This is a genomic window from Brucella pituitosa, assembly GCF_003049685.1.
GTDB lineage: Bacteria > Pseudomonadota > Alphaproteobacteria > Rhizobiales > Rhizobiaceae > Brucella > Brucella pituitosa.
Genome location: NZ_PYSY02000001.1, coordinates 1,115,643 through 1,132,537, shown reverse-complemented (window position 1 = coordinate 1,132,537; position 16,895 = coordinate 1,115,643). Strand labels below are relative to the sequence as shown.

The following is a 16,895-nucleotide window of genomic DNA, read 5'->3' as shown; positions in this document are numbered from 1 at the left end:
ATCAGTCTACAGCAATCAGTGCAGCGGCAACCGCGCGATCTTCGGCGAGCAGCACATTATAAGTACGCACCGCAGCGCCTGTGCTCATTGGATCGGACGAGATACGGTGCTCGCGGAGGATAGCACGAACATCTTCTGGAATGCGTCGCAAGTCCATACCCGTACCGACCAGAAGAATTTCAATATCACTCGCCTGCTCGAGAATGGCACCCAGATCATGGCGCGATATAATTGGCGGTGTCTGTGGGTCCCAGCCATGAATACCCGACGGCAAACAGAGAATAGACCCCTTATGTGACATATCGGCAAAGCGAAAACCGCCATTGCCGTATGCATCAATAGGTGCCCGGCCCGGAAAGTGGGCTTCGCGAATTTCTATGCCTTTTGCCATTTCTAACTGTCCAGATTGAGCGACTGTGCGAGATCATCGCCCATTGCATCGTCACCATCGGCTGCACGTGGCTTGAGGCCAAACTGTACAAGCAGAGGTGCTGCAATAAAGATCGAGGAGTAAGTCGCCACGATAATGCCGACGCTAAGCGCCAATGCGAACATGCGGATATCCGCTCCACCGAACATATAGAGCGGAATATGCGCAATGAAAGTCACAAAAGCGGTTGGCAAAGTACGCGACAATGTCTGATTGATGGAGGCGTCGATAATCGCGGGCAATGGCGCGCTACTATAACGCTTCAAGTTTTCACGCACACGGTCGTAAATCACGATGGTATCGTTGAGCGAGTAGCCAATAATCGTCAGGACTGCCGCAACACTCCACAGATTGAATTCCATTCGGAAAACAATAAACACGCCAGCCAGAATGATAACATCATGCAGGGTCGAAAGAACCGCACCGAGAGCCAGCTGCCAGCGGAATCTTATCCAGACATAGATGAAGATACCAGCCAGCGAGAGGAACAGCGCCAGAAGTCCGGCCTGTGACAGCTGTTCCGAAACCGTTGGACCAACAACCTCGACGCGTTGGAACGAATAATCCTGTTCGAACTCGCCACGCAGTTTGACGGCAACAGTCTGCTCCGCGTCGTCGCCCACTTCCTGACTGCCGATAATTACGAGCGCCGAACGCGGTGACTTGGCAGGCAGAACGCGCGCGCTGTCGATATTGAGCTCGCTCATGCGTTCTTCGATATCCGGCAGATTTGCATCGCCGCTACGTGCCTGCAATTCCACCATCGAACCGCCACGGAAATCGATGCCGTAATTGAGGCCGATATTAACGAAAAGTGCCACAACGATCGCACTCGCCAGAACCGAAATGCCAAGCGTTACGAACTGAAGGCGCATGAACGGAATATGTGTAACAGTGGGCACCAGCTTCAGACGGCGCTTGGGGATTTCTTTCGGCTTCGCCGTGCGCACCCATTGGGCAATCAACAAGCGCGTGAAGGTCAGCGTCGTGAACAGCGTCGTCAGAATACCGATTGTAACGGTGAGCGCAAAGCCATGAACCGGGCCGGAGCCCATCAGAAACAGCACAAGCGCTGCAATCATCGTCGTTAAATTTGCGTCCACGATGGTCGAAAGAGCGCGATAGAAGCCCGATTCCATCGCCTGAACAACGGAATAGCCCTTGCGGCGATCTTCGCGCACGCGCTCATAAATCAGAATATTGGCGTCAACCGCCATGCCGATAATCAGCACGATACCCGCAACACTTGCCAGAGTAATAGATGCGCCAATCAGCGATATGATCGCCACCAAAATGATCATGTTGACGGCAAGCGCCACCATGGCGATGACGCCAAGGATGCCGTAGGACAGCACCATGAAAAGACCGACAAGAAGAGCAGCCAGCAGAGCTGCAGAAACTGCAGCGCTCGCGTAGTCATCACCGAGTGCCGAAGCAATTGTGCGTTCTTCCAGAACAGAAACTGCCTTTGGCAGAGCGCCGGAACGCAGAACAACCGACATATTGTTGGCGGACTGCAGATCGAACGCGCCTGAAATCTGCAATTCATTCGTATCGAGCGGTTCGTCCACAACGGGTGCGGAAACAACCTGATTATCGACGACGATTGCAAAGCTTTTGCCGATAGCCTGAGCGGTCGCTGCAGCGAGATTGCTGCGCCCCTTCTCATCCAGCGTCAGCGTAATGATCGGCTCATTGTCGTCTTCGGAAAGTGTCGCTTTGGCATCCGTAACGTCTGCGCCTGTAAACACTGGCTCATTTTTCACAAGATAACCGATAGGCGGGTCATCATAGGAATAAACAACGGTGCTGTCGGCAGGCGGCGTTCCGCGAATAGCATCGTCGGGCGACACACTGTCATCGACCGCGCGGAAGGAAAGATTGCCGCGAATGCTGAGAATATCTTTTAGAAGCTGAGCATCATAAAGGCCGGGAACTTCAACCCGAATGCGATTACGCCCCTCTTCCTCGACAATGGGATTACCATAACCGAGTTCTTCGAGGCGTTGGCGCATGATTTCTTTGGTGCGATCGAGATCGCCCCTGCCAGCATTCTGCACCTGAAGGACAAGACGGGAACCACCGGAAAGATCAAGTCCAAGCGCGACCTGCTTTGTGGGCAAAAATCCGGGCAGATTTGCCAGTGTTTCACGCGAGAAAAAATTAGGCGATGCAATGAGGAAGCTGGCAAGTATTGCCAACCAAATCAGAGCCGATTTCCAACGTGAAAAATAAAGCATAGAGCAGCAATTCCGTTTCGGCTTGGATAGAGCGTGCCGGAGCGCACTTGTTGCAAACGGCTCTCCAGCTTGGGCGAATGAACCACAATCAGGTGTGGCCCATGCACGATAGAGCGGTTCCAGTTAAAATTGAATTGTTGGAACCGCTCTAGCTTTTTCGTTCTTGAGCATTATCCCACGCAAAACCGCTTCGCACTTTTGCTGGAAATACTTTACTGATCAGACCCCGGTTATGGAAACCTTACCGAGGCCCGTGCAGTCTGATAAAATTTACTTGTTCTTGTTGTCGGCGACTGGTTCGCCCTTAACGCGCACTTCGGAAAGAGCGCTGCGCAGAACGCGAATCTTAACGCCTTCAGCGATTTCAACGTCGAGTTCGCCGTCGTCGTGGACCTTCTGGACCTTACCGACAATGCCGCCACCGGTCACAACCGTATCGCCGCGACGAACTGCTGCCAGCATTTCCTGACGCTTCTTCATCTGGGTCCGCTGTGGGCGAATGATGAGAAAGTACATGATTACAAAGATCAGAACGAAAGGCAGAATGCTCATGAGCATGTCTGGCCCGGCGCCGCCGCCGGAGGCTTGTGCAAAAGCCGGTGTTACGAACATTGGGAACTCCTCTGAAGTCTCGAAGACAAATTCTTTACGGCATTACAATGGTTAGCGCGTCAATTGCAACCGGCGAAGGCCCTACTGCGCCAAGGTCGCACACTTTTCCCGCCCGCTGTGGCATGTTAAGCCCTGATCCTCACTATTTGAGGGCTTGGAATGACGACCGAAAATATACTCAGCCAGAAACTGGACCGACTGATCGCTGCACTGGAGCGTATTGCTCCACCACAACCGACTGTACCCGACCTTGAAGCAGCCGATTGCTTCGTCTGGGCGCCCGAGCGTCTAACACTCGGCCCCGTCAGCCGCGTTAATCGCGTCGATATCTCGCTCATTCGTGGCGTTGATTTGGTGCGGGACCAGCTTGTTGACAATACCCGACGCTTTGCAAAAGGCTACCCGGCCAACAATGTCCTGCTCTGGGGCGCACGCGGCATGGGCAAATCATCGCTCGTCAAAGCAGCTCAAGCCAGCGTCAATGCAGAACAGACCGACAAGCTGCCGCTCAAACTCGTAGAAATTCATCGCGAAGATATCGACAGCCTCCCTGCCCTGATGAACATCATCAAGGAAACGCCGTATCGGTTTATCCTGTTCTGCGACGACCTTTCTTTCGATCACGATGACACGTCCTACAAATCGCTGAAGGCAGCACTCGAAGGTGGAGTCGAAGGGCGTCCGGACAATGTGATCTTCTATGCAACGTCCAATCGCCGCCATCTGATGCCGCGCGATATGATTGACAATGAGCGTTCAACGGCCGTCAATCCGTCTGAAGCCATTGAGGAAAAAGTGTCACTGTCGGATCGTTTCGGCCTGTGGCTCGGTTTCCACAAATGCAGCCAGGACGACTATCTCGCCATGGTTGATGGTTATGCAGCGCACTACAAGCTGGATTATGATCCGCAGACGATGCACGCAGAAGCACTGACCTGGTCGACAACGCGCGGTAATCGTTCGGGTCGTGTAGCGTGGCAGTATATTCAGGATCTTGCCGGCCGTCTCGGCAAAGCAATGTAAACCGCTCTATAGCATCGTGCTTTATGCGCCGAAGAAGGCGCGCGGCGCTCTAAAGAAAAAGGCGGGTCAGAGACCCGCCTGTCTTATTTCAGTGACCATTTCCTATCAGGATTCCAGATACTTGGACGGATTGACCGGAGAAGAGTTCTTGCGCACTTCGAAGTGCAGCTTAGGTGATTTCGCATTACCGCTCATACCGGACTTCGCAATATCTTCACCGCGACGAACCTTCTGACCACGCTGTACGAGAATCTGGCTGTTATGGCCATAGACTGTAACCAGCCCATTGTCGTGGCGGATCAGAACCGTCTGACCGAATTCCTTCAAGCCGTCGCCTGCATAGATGACGACGCCATTTTCAGCAGCTTTAACGGCGGTGCCTTCCGGAACCATAATGTCGATACCGTCATTAACGGAAGTACCTTCACGCTGGCCGAAGCTCGTGAGAACGCGACCACGAACAGGCCAACGCATCTGCGAAATACCGGTTGAGGACGGAGCAGCCGACTGATCCTTCTCTGCGTCTTCGATCACCTTGTTGCTCGCCTGCGGCGGCGTATAAGGCTTCACATTCGATGCCGCATCAGGCGCAATCGATGCAGTTTGCACTGGCGCTGCGGCTGCTGGCTTTGCTGGCTGCGGAGAAACAGCTGCAACCTGCGTTGCGCCACCTGCTGCGGATGGAATTGCCAGAGACTGACCGACACGGATTGCACCGTTGGTAAGGCCATTTGCCTGCTTCAGCTTGTCAACCGGCACATTGTGCTTCTGTGCGATAGAGAAAAGCGAATCGCCCGACTTAACTGTGTAGGCACCGCCTGCTGCGACAGTTTGCGCAGCTACAACAGGAGTTTGCGCCTGCGGTGCAGCGGCATGGTTGGCGGCTGGCAACGGAACGCCATTTGCCGTTGCAGGCAACTGTCCGAGAACATTGGATTTCGCATTCGCGGCTGCGTTGTTCGCAGCACCAGCAGCGCTTGCCACCTGAGTTCCAGCATTATTCACGGCGCCATTCACACGATTGGCAGCAGTATTTTGCGCCTGATACACCTGATTCTGTGCCTGCGTTGCCGCAGCTGCAACCGGCGCAGAAGACACTGGCGGCAGACTGTTACGCTGAACCGAGCCGCTCGAAACCGGCTGGGCGGCTGCCACCGGCGCAGATGCATAAACATCGCCGGCAGGCTGTTGTTGCACAACACGCTGATTAGACGTGGAGCCAGTATAAAGACCATCCGTGAAGCGCATCGTATCGGCGCTGCACCCTGCACCAAAACCGGCAATCAGAACGATCGCTGCATTCCGCAGGAGGCGTTCGGACGTATGCTGCAATATTGGAAAACGCATGTTCAACTCGCCCATACTCTAATACTCACTTGGACTCATTAAAACGCGTTAATGTTACTCGCTGGTTAAGAATCGAGATTTCTTCGAAAAAATATTCACCAATTAAATACCATAAGCGCACAAAAGCGCTTTCTGTCGACATGAAAACAGCTGAACTGGACTGTTATTGGCCAACCCAAAACGCCGCTGCATCGGGTTGATGCATGACGGCGCTGGATAAGAAATTAACGGAAGCTTCTAGAGCATGTCTCCCGAAAGTGGGAACCGGTTTCGGGATAAAGACATGCTTAAAAACAAACAGATAGAGCATTTCCAATGATTCAATCAAAACAGGAAATGCTCTAAGTCCTCACAAAACGGAGGACATACCTTCGATAAATGGCTGATAGCGAACGGGCATGATGTTTTCCTGCTCGAAACGGCTACCGACCTTTGCGATGCGTGTCATCATTTGTTGACCGTCGCCCGAACCTACTGGTGCCACCAACACACCATGGGTCGCCAGAAGCTCCACGAAATGACGAGGAATCTCTTCGCAAGCCAGCCAGATCACAATGCGATCAAACGGTCCACCCGGCATGCCATGGCGACCATCGGCATGCTTAACCATGATGTTTTCGCGCTTCAGCGTCACAAACTGCTGCAAAGCGCGGTCACATAATTTGCGATAGCGCTCGACTGTCGTGACGCGGCCTGAAAGCATGGACATGACCGCAGCGGTAAAGCCAGAGCCGGTGCCGATTTCCAATACACGATGGCCTGATTCTAATTGAAGTGCCGCAATGACACGCGCCTGATCGTCGATGCCTTCGATATACTCGCCGCAATCGAGCGGTGCAGTACGCTGGCTAAATGAAAGATGCGCCCATGACGAACCCATGAAGCTTTGACGCGGCGTCGATTCAATTGCAGCAAAGAGCCGGGCATCATTGATGCCCCGCGCTCGCATGCGCATGACGAAGGATGCAAATCCTTCCCTGTCCGAAAGCTGCTGGCGTTCAGACACAGCCTGATTCATGCTTCAACCTCAAGTGCCTTGCTGAGTTCAGCCCGCGCTTTCTGTGCGGTCAGATCAAGTTGCAGCGGCGTTACAGAGATATAATCAGCACGGATGGCTGCGATATCGCTATCACTTGCAACTTCTGCTTTCGTGCGACCAAACTGCAGCCAGAAATATGGGAAGCCACGACCGTCACGACGCTCATCAAGACGCGCATCGTGGCTGAGCTTACCCTGTGCCGTTACGCGCGTGCCCTTGACTTCATCCGGGTCACAGTTCGGGAAATTCAGGTTCAGCAGAACGCCTTCAGGCCAACCCGCTTCGATAAGCTTCTTGATCAGCGCAGGTGCATGCGTTTCTGCCGTTTCCCAGGGAACGATGCGGCGGTCGCCTTCATATTCATATTCCTGCGACAGCGCGATTGCCTTAACACCAAGAAGCGTGCCTTCCATGGCGCCAGCAACAGTGCCGGAATAGGTCACATCATCAGCCATGTTCGCACCGGAGTTGACACCAGACAGGATGAGGTCCGGCGCTTCCGGCAGAACATGCCGAACGCCCATGATCACACAATCAGTCGGCGTGCCGCGTAGCGCGAAATGACGATCATCGATCTGCCGCAGACGAAGCGGCTCGGACAAAGTCAATGAATGCGCGAGGCCGCTCTGGTCTGTTTCAGGGGCTACGACCCAAACATCATCCGAGATTTGGCGTGCGATACGCTCCAGAACTGCGAGGCCTTCAGCATGGATACCGTCATCGTTCGTTAGCAGAATTCGCACGTCGTCACTCCTTCATTCAGATCGTCAAATGTTATATGTCACGCAGCTTTCTCGATGCGCGTGAGGCCGCCCATGTATGGCTGCAATGCTTCAGGAATATGAATGCTGCCGTCTTCCTGCTGATAATTTTCCATCACAGCAATCAGAGCGCGACCGACAGCAACGCCCGAACCATTCAGCGTATGAACAAAACGCGTGGCCTTTTCGCCTTCCGGACGATAGCGCGCATTCATACGACGTCCCTGGAAGTCACCACAAACCGAGCAGCTTGAAATTTCGCGATAGGCGTTCTGGCCCGGCATCCATACTTCGATGTCGTAAGTCTTCTGCGCGCCGAAGCCCATGTCACCCGTACAAAGAACGACAGTGCGGAATGGCAGACCAAGACGCTTCAGCACTTCTTCTGCACAGGCCGTCATGCGCTCATGTTCAGCTGCGGAGCTGTCCGCATCAGTAATCGACACCATCTCAACCTTGAGAAACTGATGCTGACGCAGCATACCGCGCGTATCGCGACCAGCCGAACCCGCTTCCGAACGGAAGCAAGGTGTGAGCGCCGTATAACGCTGCGGCAAAGTCTTCAGATCGACAATTTCGTCTGCAACCAGATTGGTCAACGGGACTTCAGCAGTTGGGATCAGCCAACGACCATCCGTCGTGCGGAACAAGTCTTCCGAAAACTTCGGCAGCTGACCTGTGCCATAAACGGCTTCGTCGCGCACCATCAGCGGCGGCATGGTTTCCATATAGCCGTTCTCGGTGGTGTGCAGATCAAGCATGAACTGACCAAGTGCGCGCTCAAGACGGGCCAACGGGCCTTTGAGAACAGTGAAACGTGCACCTGCGATCTTCGCGGCACGTTCAAAGTCCATGTAACCAAGCGCCTCACCCAGCTCATAATGTTCTTTCGGCTGGAACGAGAAATTACGCTGATTGCCGACGCGACGGATTTCGACATTATCTGCCTCGTCTTTACCGAGCGGCACGTCATCAGCCGGAACATTTGGAAGGCTCGAAAGCGCGTCGTTCAGTTCCTTGACCAGACGACGTTCTTCTTCTTCAGCATCGGCAAGGAAAGTCTTCAACTCGCCGACTTCAGCCTTGAGTTTGTCAGCAGTCGCCGCATCCTTTTCGGCCATTGCTTTGCCGATTTCCTTGGATGCCGCATTGCGACGCTCCTGCGCAGCCTGAACTTTGCCGACATGTTCGCGGCGCTTTTCGTCAAGCGCGATCAGTTCGGACGAGAGTGGCCCTGCTCCGCGCTTGGCAAGCGCCTTGTCGAGAGCTTCGGGGTTTTCGCGAATCCATTTGATATCGAGCATGGGAAAAGCCGTTTCATGAAATTTAACAGAAAGAGAGGCTGCGATCATGCAGCCTCTGTTTAACATATGTCCGGATCAGGAAGTGGGGGCGTTGTCTTCAGCTTCAGCCTCAGCTTCATCCTTCGCCTCATCCCTCTTCTTCTCGATCATGCGGGCCAATATGATGGAAATCTCGTAGAGAAGGATCGTCGGCAAGGCAAGACCGATCTGGCTTGCCGGATCAGGTGGTGTCAAAACCGCAGCCACCACGAAGGCAATAACAATCGCATATTTGCGCTTATCCTTCAGGCCCGCAGACGTAACCAACCCGACGCGGGCCATAAGGCTCGTGACAACTGGTAACTGGAAGACCAGACCGAAAGCAAAAATGAGCGTCATGATGAGGCTCAGATATTCGGAAACTTTTGGCAGAAGTGAAATCTGCACTTCACCATTGCCACCCGTCTGCTGCATGGCCAGGAAGAACCACATAACCATCGGCGTGAAGAAGAAATAGACGAGAGCGCCGCCGGTCAGAAACAATATCGGCGAAGCAATAAGGAATGGCAGAAACGCCATGCGCTCATGCTTGTAGAGGCCGGGAGCCACAAACTTGTAAATCTGCGCAGCGATAATCGGGAACGCCAGAACAACACCGCCGAACATCGCGACCTTGACCTGCGTGAAGAAGAATTCCTGCGGTGCGGTATAGATCAGTTCGGCTTTCGAGCGGTCCATTCCAGCCCAGTCGAGCGCCCATTGATAGGGAACGACAAGCAGATTGAAGAGATGTTTTGCAAAGGCAAAACAAAGAATAAAAGCAATGAAAAACGCCAAAATCGCCCAGATCAGGCGGCGGCGCAGTTCGATAAGGTGTTCGAGCAGAGGAGCAGCGCTCTGTTCAATTTCGTCCTCGTCCCGTTTCACGCTTTGCTTCCTGTCTTTTCAGTCGTCTTTTTCGTGGTCTTCTTGGCGGGAGTGTCTGTTTTCACCGTTGCTGCCTTTGCTGGAGACGCCTTTTTTGGCGCAGCAGGCTTTGCAGCGGGTTCAGCTTTGACGCTTGCTTTTGGCTTGGCAGTCGCAGCTTTCCGACTAACAGGCTTGGACGCCGCTGGCGCTTCTGCAGCAGCAGGAGCCGCCTTCTTCCGCGCCGTCTTTGGCTTGGCTGCAGGCTTTTCTGCTGGAGCTTCAACGGGAACAGTCGCACCACTGGCTTCAACAGGCGTTGTCACCTCAGCCACCTTTGCAGGCTCAGCAGGCGACATGGATGTCGTAGACTGAAGACCGGAGCGAATATCCTCACCGGCGCTGCGAATCGGATCAAAGACCTGCGTGAGTTTCGAGCGCGGATCAAGCTTGCGAGCCTCGTCGACGATATTCTTCACGTCTTCGAGTTCGGCTTCTTTCAAGGCCTCGTTGAACTGATGCCGGAACTCGTTAGCAGTGCTGCGCATACGCGCCGTCGCTTTGCCGAAAGCTCTGAGCATCTTCGGCAAATCCTTGGGGCCAACCACCACGATCATCACAATCGCGATTATCAGCAGTTCAGACCAACCGATATCGAACATAATTTGATACTCCGCGCTTCTGACGCGCGCGTCCCGTCTTTCGGCGGAAAACCGCAATCCAGATTGCAAACACATCTTCAATCAAGATGCGGTCGCAATCAACCTGTTGTTATTACACACGATCTTCGGGAAGTGACTTCCAATTCGCTGGATCATGCCTTCATGGCAAAACATGCTGCGCACCATATTGCACGCAGCATCCTTTACATCAGATCAGGATTTTGTCGTCTTCTTGACGTCATTGACGGTTTCATCCGCCTTGGCATCAATTGTCCGTGCATCCGCCTTGGCATCTTCCTTAGCAGCGTCTTCTTCAGACATGCCCTGCTTGAAGTTCTTGATACCCTTTGCAACATCACCCATCAGTTCAGGGATTTTGCCACGGCCAAACAGAAGCAGCACAACTGCGAGAACGATCAGCCAGTGCCAGATAGAAAAGCTACCCATTTCATTCCTCTCATCGCCGTTGCGACACGGCTTATTCCTATAATGCTGAATACGATTTAAGCGCTTTCACCAAATCTTTCAAACAGAAGTGTGACAGTGAACGAAGTTACAACGATTTTATTTGTTGCAGCTCAAATTTCCCATCAATCTCCTCGGGGCGCCAGCAGCCCCAAACCTTCAAGATCTATATCTTCAAGCGGCTCTTCATCGTCTGTGAGTTCATCCGGGTCGACATTCGGAACCGGCACAGAGAAACTGGACGGTATGCGCGCAGACAACAACCCTGCCCCTCGCAGCTCTTCCAGACCCGGCAGATCACGTATCTCCGGCAAGCCAAAATGATCCAGAAATGTATCTGTCGTGCCATAAGTCACAGGACGCCCGGGCGTACGACGGCGACCACGCAGTTTGATCCAACCCGTTTCCATAAGCACATCCAGCGTGCCCTTGGAGGTTTCCACACCACGAATATCTTCGAGCTCGGCGCGTGTGACAGGTTGATGATATGCAATGATCGCAAGGACTTCCATTGCAGCGCGCGAAAGCTTGCGCTGCTGAACCGTCTCACGGCTCATGAGAAAGCCAAGATCGGATGCCGTGCGAAAAGCCCAGGCCGTGCCGACCTGAACCAGATGGACGCCACGCCCCTCATAAACCTTTTGCAGATGCTCTAATATTGCCGACAAATCGGTATTAACCGGCAACCGCTCTGCCAGTGCGCGTTCAGAAACCGGTTCAGACGAAGCGAAGATTATCGCTTCTGCCATCCGTGCGAGTTCCGCCAAGGCCATGGGCGAAGCTGGATGTTGAACATCATCGTCATAATCATCCATTGCCACTTCCGCTTCAGACATTTTCGTCCTCATCAAGTTCACTTAATCCGCCTGCAACGCGCATATAAATCGGCTCAAAAGGTGCATTCTGTCGCACTTCCAGCTTACCTTCTCTTACCAGCTCAAGGCTTGCGGCAAAGGAACTGGCCAAGGCGGAAGCTCTTTCCTGCGGTGTCAGCGCATAATTGATGAGAAAGTGGTCCAGTGCGACCCAGTCTCCGCTCGATCCCATAAGTCTCACAAGTGCGACACGTGCCTCTTTCAGCGACCAGACGGCGCGCTTTTCGATCTGCACATGCGATACGGCCTGTCGCTGACGTTGCGAAGCATAGGCAGTCAGTAGTTCATAAAGCGTGGCCGAAAACTGGCTGGATCGATCAACCACCACCAGTTCCGGCATACCACGTGCAAAAACGTCACGGCCCAGCCGGTTGCGGTTTACAAGCTTGGCTGCGGCATCGCGCATGGCTTCAAGCCGCTTCAAACGGAATTGCAGCGAAGCGATCAGTTCTTCGCCTGTCGCACCATCGTCATCCTGCTGCTTGGGGATCAGCAATTTTGACTTGAGGTAGGCCAGCCATGCGGCCATGACCAGATAGTCAGCAGCCAGTTCAAGACTAAGGGCCTGCGCCTGTTCCACAAAACCCAGATACTGTTCGGCGAGTGCCAGCACCGAAATCCGAGACAGATCGACACGCTGGTTGCGCGCCAGATGCAGCAAAAGATCGAGCGGCCCTTCAAAACCCTGAACGTCGATCAGCAGTGAAGGTTCGCTTTCAGCGCGATCGGTCTCGCCCTGCCACAAGGCATCCATCGGCACATTGGTGCCGTCTTTGCCATTTGTGTTCGTTTCCGATCCAGCCAACCGCTTGTCCTGCTTATTATTTGATCGGTGAGAAAATCTCACCGAACCTTTTTAGTGTACCAAGTTTTGTCGGTTACGCCATCAGTTCGAACATTTGTCCAAACTCTTCGCGCAGCTCTATTTCATCAGAAAGATCCGGATCACCTGCATAGACTTCCGCCAGATCTGCACGTTTGCGAGCTTTACCATCGAGAACCGGAACACGTGCGGCAACCTTGACCAGCTCTTCCATCACGCCCGCACAATAAAGAACGATATCGCAGCCTGCAGCGGTGATACCTTCGGCAATATCGCCAAGATCGCCCGAGAGTGCCTTCATCGAAATGTCGTCGCTGATGACCAGACCGTCGAACTGGATAACATCGCGAATGATCGTATTGATGACTGTCGGCGATAAAGTCGATGGACGCTTGGGATCGATGCAATCAAAGATAACATGCGCCGTCATTGCCATTGGAAGATCGTTCAACGCCTTGAACGGCACAAAGTCATGCGCGACCAGTTCACTGAGCGGTACACCAACGCGGGCCAGTTCCTTGTGTGTGTCGCTGAATGCGCGGCCATGCCCAGGCATGTGCTTCACCACAGGCAGCACACCACCGGCAAGAAGCCCTTCGGCAGCAGAGCGCCCCATTGCAGCAACGCTATGCGGGTTCTTTGAATAGGCCCGCGCGCCGATTACATCGTGTGCGCCTTCAATAGGAACATCGAGAACGGGCAGACAATCAGCATTGACGCCTACTTTCAGAAGATCAAAAGCGTGAAGGCGCGCATGAAGCCAGGCGGCACGAAGACCTGCTTCATTGTCACGATCATAGATCGCACCAATTTGTGCAGCCGCAGGGTAGTTCGGAACGAGTGGCGGGCGAAGCCGCTGAACGCGACCACCTTCCTGATCAATGAAAACAGGCGTTTGAGGGCGGTCGGTCACATCGCGCAGTTGCGCGGTTAGCTCTGCAACCTGTTCAAGGCTCTCCACATTGCGTGCAAAGAGAATGAAACCCCAAGGCTTTTCGTCACGGAAAAAAGCCACCTCATCAGGCGTCAGCTTTGTTCCTGCTACGCCAGCAATCCACGCCTTGCACTCTTTCATGCAGCATTCCTTTGATCTGTTTGTGCTCAAACCAGTGATAGCGGTTTAGCCGAAAAATCACCGTCATGGTAGCCATACGAAAAAAGAGCGGCTACAGCATCGGCGCAAAAATCGGAATCGATTTTTGTAAAGCACGATGCGTAGATAAAATAGTTGAGAGCGCCGTGCGTCCGAAAGGACGCACGGCGCTCTTATGCCGCCCTTCTCGTTTTTTCGTCTGGCAAATCTTACTGCGTCACGAAGCAGCTGCCGCCAGCAGTCTTGAAGCGACCGCAGAGTGCATTGGCATCGTCCTTCGAACCTGCCTGAACGCGAACACGGTAATAAGTGCCCTTGTTCGGAATATCTGCACGCTTGATGTCCACTGCACGGCCGCCGATCACGCTGCCATAACGCTGCGCCATATTGGCATAGGACTTCTGTGCCAGTTCAGCAGATGGCTGCGAAGCGATCTGGATGAAATAGCCACCACCGGCTGCAGAAGCGACCTGAGGAGCAGCAGGAGCGGTTGCAGGCGCCTGAGCCTGCGCGCGTTGCGGCACGTTCCCAACAATATTGGTTGGCTGTTCAGCTGGACGCGATGGCACGACTGGCGCACGAACTGGTGCTGCTGGTGCCTGAGCTGCAGGTGCTGGCTGCGTCGCTGGTGTATTTGCAACCGGCTCTTGCGGTGCGTTACCAGCCGCAAGCGCTGCAATTTCATCGGTTTCCGCAGGTGGCGCAATTGGTGCGTCATTGCCTGCCAAGTTTGTTGGGCCTGCCGAATTTGTTGGATTTACTGCGTTGGTTGGCGCTGGTGCCTGAGCCACAGGTGCAGGCTGCTGGGCCTGAACGATTGTGCCATCGGGACGAACGATCATCGTTTCGACTTCACGCGGCTGGATCAGCGGTGCATCCTGACCGGAATTCGATGGTGCTTCAGCCGTCTGATTTGGCTCAGGGAAATCATTCGCACCCGCATCATTATCCTGCGCGCCCAGATCAACAGGCTCTTCACCGGCAGAGATCAAAGCTTTTTGCTCTGGATTGTTCGGCAATGTACCGGCGACGCGATCATAGACCGCCTTGTCCTGATTAGGGACAGTCGCTCCACCCGGATTTTCAGGCTGTATTTTGATCGGCTGATTATCAGCGCGAATCACAACCGGTTCACCCGATCCGCTTCCACCGAGGAAGTGGTAGCCGATGCCGCCAATGAGAACCGCAATGCCTGCAACACTTGCGAGGATCAGACCACGACGACCACGAACCGGACGATTGCGGTAAGCCTCAGCAGCGCTGCCAAGATCGTCTTCTGGCTGCATGGCAGCACGTGTGCCGAATTCGCCGCTCTCTATCGTCTGAGCACCTTGTGCAGCCCAATGATTATAGAAATCATCGCTGCTACCACCAGCATCTGCCACAGTGGCCTGTGATGCCTGAGGCTGCGCTGTTGGATTTGCGCGTCCATAAGCGGTCGCAGCTGCAGCCGTTGCCGCACCCAGACCAAGAGCAGCACCTGCTGCCACGCCAGCATTTGGCATATAGGACGAAGCGCTTTCACGGAAAATATCCTCAAAAGCTTTGTCGGCTTCGCTCTGCGCATCCGTCTTTGTGGCTGTTTCATCAACACCGATAGTGTTGAACACTTCAGCAAATTCAGTTTCCAGATCGGTCAGACCGGCATTTACTTCTTCTTCGCCGTAATTGACTTCCGGCAAATCCAGCGAATGCGTCTGTTCAACCTTGCTATCAGCGACACTCAGCGTTTCAATTTCTGGTGCAGGCGCAACGAAAGCCGAACGTGGGTCCGCGTAATTGGTGAAGGTTGGAGTTGCAGGATGCGCCTCTTCTTCATTGTAGGTCGCATGGGCATAAACAGGTTCACCGACCTGCTCGTCTTCAACTTCTGACGCCAAATCGAGATCATCTGCATTGAAGAAGTCTTCTTCGCTAAAGAAGTTCGAATCATTGGCAGCGACAGACGACGGAGCGTCACCTGACGGTTCAAACCCGAAATCATCTTCACTCAAAGAGATTTCATCAAGGCCCGAAAGATCGTCTTCTGTTGCCTCAGCGGCAACAGGTACGAAGTTCTGCTCATTCTCAAACGAGAAATCGTCGTCGAACGAAAAATCGTCGTCCAGCTCAGCCTGCTCCGGTTCATAGCCAGCGACTTCGGCCCGAACAGGTTCAGATGCAAGTACGCCTGTCGTAGCAGCACCGGCCGCAAAGTTGCTCAGCGTGTAATGCGGATAGATCGGAGCCTGCGTTTGCGAAGTAACTTCGCGCGTATCATGTGGTTCAGGCGCAAAATTTGCCGCCGCTTCTACCGGCTCATAGGTCTGTGGGTCATCAAGCTGAAAGGCATCGAAATCGAGCTCGACGTCGCCGTGATGAGCAGGCTCAGCATAAGACGGCGCTTCTGCGGCTGGCTCCTCGTAACGAGGCGTATATGCTGCGAACTGCTGTGGTTCATCTTCATAGATGGCTTCAGGAACAGTTGTCGCCTGTGGCTCGTCACTGAACAGAAGGCTTTCAAGCTCATCTTCAAGCGAAAGCGCCTGATGGGTAGGTGCTGCGGCATAGCTGGTATCAAACGGCTCAGCAGACTGAACTTCCCAATCATCGCCTGCAGTTGTACCTACTGCTGATTCGTTCGCATATGGATCGACATACGGAGCTTCTGACGGCTGGTAAGCAGTGGCTGGACTATAATCCACATAGCCCTGCTCTAAAGGCTCAGATGGTACACTGGCAGCAAGCGGCTCAGCATAACCAGGTTCGGCATAGCCGGGTTCGGCATGGCTCTCTTCGTAAGCCGTACGCGCTTCTGAATAATCATTGTAGTCAAACTGCGGCACAGGTTCGGAGCGATCCGTTTCCACGAAATCAAACGATTCGGTTGGAGCAACCGGAGCATTCCCATCCAGATGAAGATCGAACTCTTCTTCAAGTGCCGACGCAAGATCATCTTCCTGAAGCTGAGGCTCTGCATTTTGATAGGAATGTGTGTCCTGATATGGCGTTTGCGCCAATGGAGCCGACTGCTGTTCCGGCTCTGCGAAATCACCAAAATCGCCAAGAAGTTCGCGTTCTAAATCAAAAGAGAGCGCGTCATCACCAGAATCAAAACTCGGCTCAGGACGATACTCACTTCGCGCAACGTTGTTATCAGCAGACGCGCCGAAGTCCATGATCCGCGAAAGTTCCATTAGCGGATCGTCTTCATGCAGCGGACGCTCGCCGTAATTACGGGGATTAGCACTGCTGTCCGTCATGGTGTGTTCCTAACTCAAACCCTGGACGCCGCAAGACGTCTCGATACATTACGTTGTAGCGAGGCAATGTGGGCAAAAGTTGACGGAAGTTTCA

The 16,895-nt window shown here is 53.7% G+C and carries 15 protein-coding genes; 1 reads left to right on the top strand and 14 read right to left on the bottom strand.

Annotated elements, in window-relative coordinates:
• Position 1: 1 nt before the first annotated feature.
• The 3 genes from C9380_RS05615 to yajC form a co-directional block, all read right to left on the bottom strand.
• Positions 2–391 carry an Mth938-like domain-containing protein gene (locus C9380_RS05615; protein WP_024896609.1) on the bottom strand — a complete coding sequence of 130 codons (390 nt, stop codon included), beginning with the start codon at positions 389–391 and terminating at the stop codon, positions 2–4.
• A gap of 2 nt (positions 392–393) precedes the next feature.
• Positions 394–2,793: a protein translocase subunit SecDF gene (secDF, locus tag C9380_RS05610; protein ID WP_374844425.1), complete on the bottom strand. Its 2,400-nt coding sequence runs from the start codon at positions 2,791–2,793 to the stop codon at positions 394–396.
• A gap of 147 nt (positions 2,794–2,940) precedes the next feature.
• Positions 2,941–3,282, bottom strand: a complete 342-nt coding sequence (gene yajC, locus C9380_RS05605) for a preprotein translocase subunit YajC (protein ID WP_024896607.1) — start codon at positions 3,280–3,282, stop codon at positions 2,941–2,943.
• 159 nt (positions 3,283–3,441) lie between these two features.
• Here yajC and C9380_RS05600 point away from each other — a divergent pair, with 159 nt between their 5' ends.
• Positions 3,442–4,305, top strand: coding sequence for an ATP-binding protein (locus C9380_RS05600; RefSeq protein WP_128093183.1), 864 nt, complete (start codon positions 3,442–3,444; stop codon positions 4,303–4,305).
• A 105-nt stretch (positions 4,306–4,410) separates the two neighbouring features.
• Here the strand turns inward: C9380_RS05600 and dipM are convergent, their stop codons facing one another.
• From dipM to C9380_RS05545, 11 genes are all read right to left on the bottom strand, one after another.
• Positions 4,411–5,667: a cell division endopeptidase DipM gene (gene dipM / locus C9380_RS05595; RefSeq protein ID WP_128093182.1), complete on the bottom strand. Its 1,257-nt coding sequence runs from the start codon at positions 5,665–5,667 to the stop codon at positions 4,411–4,413.
• Positions 5,668–6,001: 334 nt separating this feature from the next.
• The gene (locus tag C9380_RS05590) at positions 6,002–6,670 is read right to left on the bottom strand and encodes a protein-L-isoaspartate(D-aspartate) O-methyltransferase (RefSeq protein WP_024896604.1); all 669 of its coding nucleotides are present in this window, start codon (positions 6,668–6,670) and stop codon (positions 6,002–6,004) included.
• Positions 6,667–7,434: a 5'/3'-nucleotidase SurE gene (surE, locus tag C9380_RS05585; protein WP_128093181.1), complete on the bottom strand. Its 768-nt coding sequence runs from the start codon at positions 7,432–7,434 to the stop codon at positions 6,667–6,669. Before surE ends, C9380_RS05590 begins: the two co-directional genes overlap by 4 nt.
• A 38-nt stretch (positions 7,435–7,472) precedes the next feature.
• A complete protein-coding gene (serS, locus tag C9380_RS05580; RefSeq protein ID WP_128093180.1) occupies positions 7,473–8,756 on the bottom strand; it encodes a serine--tRNA ligase in 1,284 nt (427 codons plus the stop codon).
• Between the two features lie 75 nt (positions 8,757–8,831).
• Positions 8,832–9,662, bottom strand: a complete 831-nt coding sequence (gene tatC / locus C9380_RS05575; RefSeq protein WP_128093179.1) for a twin-arginine translocase subunit TatC — start codon at positions 9,660–9,662, stop codon at positions 8,832–8,834.
• Positions 9,659–10,303, bottom strand: a complete 645-nt coding sequence (gene tatB / locus C9380_RS05570) for a Sec-independent protein translocase protein TatB (protein ID WP_111787624.1) — start codon at positions 10,301–10,303, stop codon at positions 9,659–9,661. Before tatB ends, tatC begins: the two co-directional genes overlap by 4 nt.
• A gap of 213 nt (positions 10,304–10,516) precedes the next feature.
• Positions 10,517–10,750: a twin-arginine translocase TatA/TatE family subunit gene (locus C9380_RS05565; protein ID WP_024896600.1), complete on the bottom strand. Its 234-nt coding sequence runs from the start codon at positions 10,748–10,750 to the stop codon at positions 10,517–10,519.
• A gap of 143 nt (positions 10,751–10,893) precedes the next feature.
• Positions 10,894–11,604: an SMC-Scp complex subunit ScpB gene (gene scpB, locus C9380_RS05560; protein WP_100559133.1), complete on the bottom strand. Its 711-nt coding sequence runs from the start codon at positions 11,602–11,604 to the stop codon at positions 10,894–10,896.
• A complete protein-coding gene (locus C9380_RS05555; protein WP_374844426.1) occupies positions 11,597–12,397 on the bottom strand; it encodes a segregation and condensation protein A in 801 nt (266 codons plus the stop codon). Before C9380_RS05555 ends, scpB begins: the two co-directional genes overlap by 8 nt.
• Positions 12,398–12,521: 124 nt before the next feature.
• Complete coding sequence (nagZ, locus tag C9380_RS05550) at positions 12,522–13,541, bottom strand: beta-N-acetylhexosaminidase (protein ID WP_128093178.1); 1,020 nt, start codon at positions 13,539–13,541, stop codon at positions 12,522–12,524.
• A 227-nt stretch (positions 13,542–13,768) separates the two neighbouring features.
• Positions 13,769–16,801, bottom strand: coding sequence for an SPOR domain-containing protein (locus tag C9380_RS05545; protein WP_128093177.1), 3,033 nt, complete (start codon positions 16,799–16,801; stop codon positions 13,769–13,771).
• Positions 16,802–16,895 lie beyond the last annotated feature (94 nt).

Excerpts from the sequence above, each read along its gene's own strand:
- C9380_RS05615 (WP_024896609.1), bottom strand. The coding sequence starts at position 391 with ATGGCAAAAGGCATAGAAATTCGCGAAGCCCACTTTCCGGGCCGGGCA.
- yajC (WP_024896607.1), bottom strand. The coding sequence starts at position 3,282 with ATGTTCGTAACACCGGCTTTTGCACAAGCCTCCGGCGGCGGCGCCGGG.
- C9380_RS05600 (WP_128093183.1), top strand. The coding sequence starts at position 3,442 with ATGACGACCGAAAATATACTCAGCCAGAAACTGGACCGACTGATCGCT.
- dipM (WP_128093182.1), bottom strand. The coding sequence starts at position 5,667 with ATGGGCGAGTTGAACATGCGTTTTCCAATATTGCAGCATACGTCCGAA.
- C9380_RS05590 (WP_024896604.1), bottom strand. The coding sequence starts at position 6,670 with ATGAATCAGGCTGTGTCTGAACGCCAGCAGCTTTCGGACAGGGAAGGA.
- serS (WP_128093180.1), bottom strand. The coding sequence starts at position 8,756 with ATGCTCGATATCAAATGGATTCGCGAAAACCCCGAAGCTCTCGACAAG.
- tatB (WP_111787624.1), bottom strand. The coding sequence starts at position 10,303 with ATGTTCGATATCGGTTGGTCTGAACTGCTGATAATCGCGATTGTGATG.
- C9380_RS05565 (WP_024896600.1), bottom strand. The coding sequence starts at position 10,750 with ATGGGTAGCTTTTCTATCTGGCACTGGCTGATCGTTCTCGCAGTTGTG.
- scpB (WP_100559133.1), bottom strand. The coding sequence starts at position 11,604 with ATGTCTGAAGCGGAAGTGGCAATGGATGATTATGACGATGATGTTCAA.
- C9380_RS05555 (WP_374844426.1), bottom strand. The coding sequence starts at position 12,397 with ATGGATGCCTTGTGGCAGGGCGAGACCGATCGCGCTGAAAGCGAACCT.
- nagZ (WP_128093178.1), bottom strand. The coding sequence starts at position 13,541 with ATGAAAGAGTGCAAGGCGTGGATTGCTGGCGTAGCAGGAACAAAGCTG.
- C9380_RS05545 (WP_128093177.1), bottom strand. The coding sequence starts at position 16,801 with ATGACGGACAGCAGTGCTAATCCCCGTAATTACGGCGAGCGTCCGCTG.